This window comes from Phenylobacterium sp. (assembly GCF_016793225.1).
Lineage (GTDB): Bacteria > Pseudomonadota > Alphaproteobacteria > Caulobacterales > Caulobacteraceae > Phenylobacterium.
On sequence record NZ_JAEUMN010000196.1, the window covers coordinates 1 to 4364 of the forward strand.

At 73.5% G+C, this 4364-nt stretch carries 5 protein-coding genes; 3 read left to right on the forward strand and 2 right to left on the reverse strand.

The features are described 5' to 3' along the window. The first annotated feature begins 23 nt into the window (after positions 1-23). Positions 24-449: a PaaI family thioesterase gene (locus tag JNK30_RS22870; protein ID WP_293486083.1), complete on the forward strand. Its 426-nt coding sequence runs from the start codon at positions 24-26 to the stop codon at positions 447-449. 10 nt (positions 450-459) lie between these two features. Here JNK30_RS22870 and JNK30_RS22875 read toward each other — a convergent pair whose 3' ends face one another. After that, positions 460-882 (reverse strand): RidA family protein, encoded by a 423-nt coding sequence (locus tag JNK30_RS22875; protein ID WP_293486084.1) that lies wholly within the window; start codon positions 880-882, stop codon positions 460-462. Between the two features lie 135 nt (positions 883-1017). Here JNK30_RS22875 and JNK30_RS22880 point away from each other — a divergent pair, with 135 nt between their 5' ends. After that, entirely contained in the window at positions 1018-1380 is a 363-nt protein-coding gene (locus JNK30_RS22880) for a hypothetical protein (protein WP_293486085.1), read from the forward strand. 28 nt (positions 1381-1408) lie between these two features. Here the strand turns inward: JNK30_RS22880 and JNK30_RS22885 are convergent, their stop codons facing one another. After that, entirely contained in the window at positions 1409-1864 is a 456-nt protein-coding gene (locus tag JNK30_RS22885) for a helix-turn-helix domain-containing protein (protein WP_293486087.1), read from the reverse strand. Between the two features lie 107 nt (positions 1865-1971). On the opposite strand from JNK30_RS22885, the gene JNK30_RS22890 reads away from it, so the two are divergent. Then, on the forward strand, positions 1972-4152 hold the full coding sequence (locus JNK30_RS22890) for a TonB-dependent siderophore receptor (RefSeq protein ID WP_293486089.1): 2181 nt from the start codon (positions 1972-1974) through the stop codon (positions 4150-4152). Positions 4153-4364 lie beyond the last annotated feature (212 nt).

Sequence of the window (4364 nt, forward strand, 5' to 3'; positions counted from 1 at the left end):
CGCGCGCAAGCTCCTTTCCGGCCATGTCCGACGCCGTTGCGCCCACCCTGCAGACCGCCCTTGGCCAGGTCCGCGTGCTCCAGAACGCCGAGGGCCGCGCGGCCATCGAGTACGAGTGCGGCCCCCACATGTGCCACTCGGGCGGCGTCGCCCAGGGCGGCTTCGTCTGCGGCTGGATCGACGCGGCCATGGCGCACGCCTCCATCGGCCTGATGCCCGAGATGACCCCCATGTCGCTCGAACTGAAGGTCAGCTACTTCGCCCCCGCGCGCCCCGGCCGCGTCATCGCCGAGGGCTGGATCGAGCGCCGCGGCCGGGCGACCTGCTTCGCCGAGGGCCGCCTGCTCGACCCCGCCGGCAACGTGCTGGCCAAGGCCAGCTCCACCATCCGCCTGATCCCCCGCGACACCGTCGAGGCCCAGGCGAAGCGCGCGCTCACCGACAAGTAGCCGGGGCCCGTCAGGCCAGCACGGCCTCGGCCTCGATCTCCACCCGCGCGTTCGGGTCCACCAGCCCGGTCACGCCCACCAGCGTCATGGCCGGGAAGTGGCGGCCCAGCGTCGCGGCCCAGGCCGCGCCCACCTCGGCGCCGCCGGCGTTGAACTCGGCCATGTCGGTCACATAGGCCCGCAGCAGCACGATGTTGCCGATGTCGCCGCCGCCCGCGCGCACGACCGCGATCAGGTTCTCCAGCGCCACCCGCCACTGCGTCCCCAGCGACGACCCGGCCTCCACGCCCGCCGCGCCCGGCGCGCGGCCCAGCTGGCCCGACACCCGCAACACCGTCGAGCCCGTGGCCTTCACCGCCTGGGCGAACCCGCGCGGCCGGCTCCAGCCCGCCGGCAGCACCGTCTCGTACCCGATCCCCGCGCCTTCGCTCATCGCCCGATCCTCCCTGTTCCACCGCCCACCTTACCGCGCCCGCGGCGCGCGTCAGCCCGGCAGGTTCCGCGATTGCCGCCAGCCATTGCATACGAACAGGCTTCACCGCAGGATTGCGGAGCAGGGGGAGGCGTCATGGACCTGAAGTTGATCCTGATCGGCGCGGGCGTGATCTGCATGGCGGCCGCGATCTTCGGCGGCGGCCTCAAGGTGATAAGCATCGAGGTTCCGGCGCTGCAGTCGGTCCGCCGCCAGTTCCTGCTGGGCGGACTCGGCTTGATGCTCCTGGTCGTCGGGGTCGTCGTGGCGCTGAGCGAGGGCGGCGAGGCCGCCGCCGAACCGCCTGCCGCTGAGGTTTCCGACGCTGAAGCCGCGGCCGAGCCGCCCGCGTCCGACGCCGCGCCGGCCGAAGAGCCTGCCCCCGAGACGACGACGGAGGCAGCTCCGGCTGACGAGGCCGCACCGGCCGGTGAGGCTGAAACCTCGCAGGCTCAATAGACCGCGCCGGGCCCGACGCCGCCGGACGTCAGCCCGCCGCCGCCGCCGTGTCGCCGTACTCGACGCTGCCGGGGGCGACCGGCTCGCCGCATTCCGAGCACACCAGGATCGGCTGGAACGCGCGGCCGCAGGCGCGGTGGCGGCGCTGAAGGGGGCGGGTCCCCGCCTTGGGCCGCCAGGTCTCCCCCCAGCGCGCCATCAGCATCAGCACCCCGCCCAGGTCGCGCCCCTGCGCGGTGAGGCGATAGTCGTGCCGCGGCGGATGCGCCTGGTACGCCTCGGTCTCCAGAACCCCGGCCTCGACCAGCCGCGCCAGCCGGTCCGAGACCGTGGTCCGGCTGCAGCCCAGCCGCGCGCAGAAGTCGTCGAAGCGGCTCACCCCGCGCAGGCAGTCGCGCAGGATCAGCACCGTCCAGCGGTCGCCCATCACCGCCATGGTCCGCGCCACCGGGCAGTTGTCGGTGTCGAGTTCATCCCAGCGCATGGCGATCCCATCCCTGCGGCCGACGCCCCGCGGCGAGATTGACCCATCCGGGAACGTCGTTCAATTTGAGAGTACAAAAAATAGACTCACTCGTGGGCGGGGATGGCATGGGCAGGATCGGAGCGGGCAGGTCCGCGTGGCTGCGGGCGGCGTCCCTGGCCGTGCTGGGAGGATCGCTCGCGGCGCCCGCTCTGGCCCAGGCGCCTTCCTCGCCCGCGCCGCCCGCCCCCGACGCAGCGGCCCCCGGCGCGACGTCCTTCCCCGCCGCCTTCTTCGCCCCCTACAACCCGGTCACCGCCGCCGACATGGTGGCCCGGGTGCCCGGCTTCGAGCTGCGCGACGGAGACGAGCGGCGCGGCTTCGGCGCCACCGCCGGCAACCTGCTGATCAACGGCGAGCGGCCCAGCTCCAAGACCCTCGCCGCCGAGCTCCTGAAGCGCATCCCCGCCGGCAGCGTCGTGCGCATCGAGCTGCTCTCCGGCAGCGACGCCGCCGTCGACGTCCGCGGCCAGGCGCAGATCGTCAACGTCGTGGTCAGCGAAGCCGGCCGGCGCGGCGGCTCGACCACCTACACCGTGGGCGTCCGGCACATCCAGTATTCCAACCGCGTCGGCTGGGTCGGCCAGGCGTCGCGCTCGATCGCGCTCGCGCCCAACGCCGTCCTGGCCCTCGACGTCCAGCTGCCCACCCTGCTGGGCCGCGGCGACGTCCGCGAGCGGCTGACCACCGGCCCCGGCGCCGCGCCCGCCGGCGCGCGCCGCCAGCTGCAGAAGCCGCAGAACATCGGGATCACCGGCGCCGCCAACCTGCGCTGGCAGCCGACCCCGCGCGACTCGGTGAACCTCAGCTTCCAGGCCGCGCCCACCTGGAACACGCTCGACATCATCCAGGCCGAGGTGTCGGCGCAGGACGCGCCGCGCCAGTTCCTGCTCGGCCGCTCCGACTTCGACCGCAACTTCACCGCCGAGTTCGGCGGCGACTGGGAGCGCCGCTTCGACGGCGGCCTGTCGCTCAAGCTGATCACCCTCGTCTCCGCCACCAGCGTCGACCAGCACGACCGCTTCGAGATCCAGACGTTCCCGAACGCCTTCCTCACCCGCACCCAGGACCGGTCCACCCGCGGCGGCGAGCGCATCGTCCGCGGCCAGCTGAAGTGGACCGCCTCGAAGGCGCACACCCTCGAGGTCGGGGCCGAGGGCGCGTTCAACTACCGCGACACCACCCTCGACATCGCCAACCAGCCGCGCGGCGGCCCCGTGGTCCCCGTGCCCCTGGCGGTCTCGGACGCCCGGGTCGAGGAGACCCGCGGCGAGGTCTTCGCCTCCGACATCTGGACGCTGTCGCCCCGGCTGACCCTGGAATCCGGCGTCAACCTCGAGCTCTCGCGCATCGCCCAGACCGGCGACCAGCGCAAGCAGCGCAGCTTCCGCTTCGTGAAGCCGCGCGTCTCGGGGACCTACGCCCTGGGCCCGGACGCCAGCCTGCGCTTCAGCCTGCTGCGCGACGTGGCCCAGCTCGACTTCGCCGAGTTCTCCAGCGCCGTCGACTTCGTCAACACCTCGACGATCCAGGGCAACCCCGGCCTCGTGCCCGAGAAGGCCTGGAAGGCCCGGGTCGAGTGGGAGCGGCGCTTCGGCGCCCGCACGGCGCTCACGGTCGCCGCCTTCGCCGACCGGGTGCAGGACGTGCACGACCTCGTCGACATCGGCGGCTTCGACGCCTACGGCAACATCGGCGACGGCTCGCGGATCGGGGTCGAAGTGCGCGGCGCCATGCCGCTCGCCGCGTTCGGCCTCCCCAACGCCGAGCTGCGCTTCAACGGCCTCTACCAGCGCACCCGCGTCACCGATCCCGTCACCGGCGAGCGCCGCGAATTCTCCGTGCCGCTCGAGCGCCAGGGCTCGGCCTCGGGCGCGCCGGTCCTGAACGCCGGCAACAAGCGCTGGGCCTACGTCCTCAACTTCCGCCAGAACCTGCCCGAGCTGTCCTCGTCCTGGGGCGCGGCCCTGGTCCAGTGGTCCGGCCGCAAGGAGTACCGCCGCGCCGAGCTCTATGCGTACGAGCGTCCCCAGCCCCGCCTCGACCTCTTCGTCGAGACCACGGCGCTGAAGCCGGTGACGGTCCGCGTCTTCGCCAACAACGTCCTGGGGCCGTCCGAGGACCGCACCCGCACCTTCTTCCAGGGCAGCCGCGCCTCGGGCGTCGTGCAGCGCGCCGAGGTCCGCGTGTTCCGAGGCGGCCCGGAAGGCACCCGCTCCCTCGGCCTCCAGGTCTCCGGCCGCTTCTGACCGCTCACCCCGCTCCTCCCCCGCCGAGCGGCGGATGGTGGAGGGGGCGAGCCCCAAGCGCCGAGCGAACGCCCGCCCGGAACGCCGGACCCCTAGGCCGCCTGGACCTCGACCGGCGAATGCTGGTGGAACGCCAGCTTCCACCCGTCGGGCCGGCGCACGTAGCCCGAGCTGACCAGCGCGGCGTAGGGCTGGCCGTCGGCGCGCGTCAC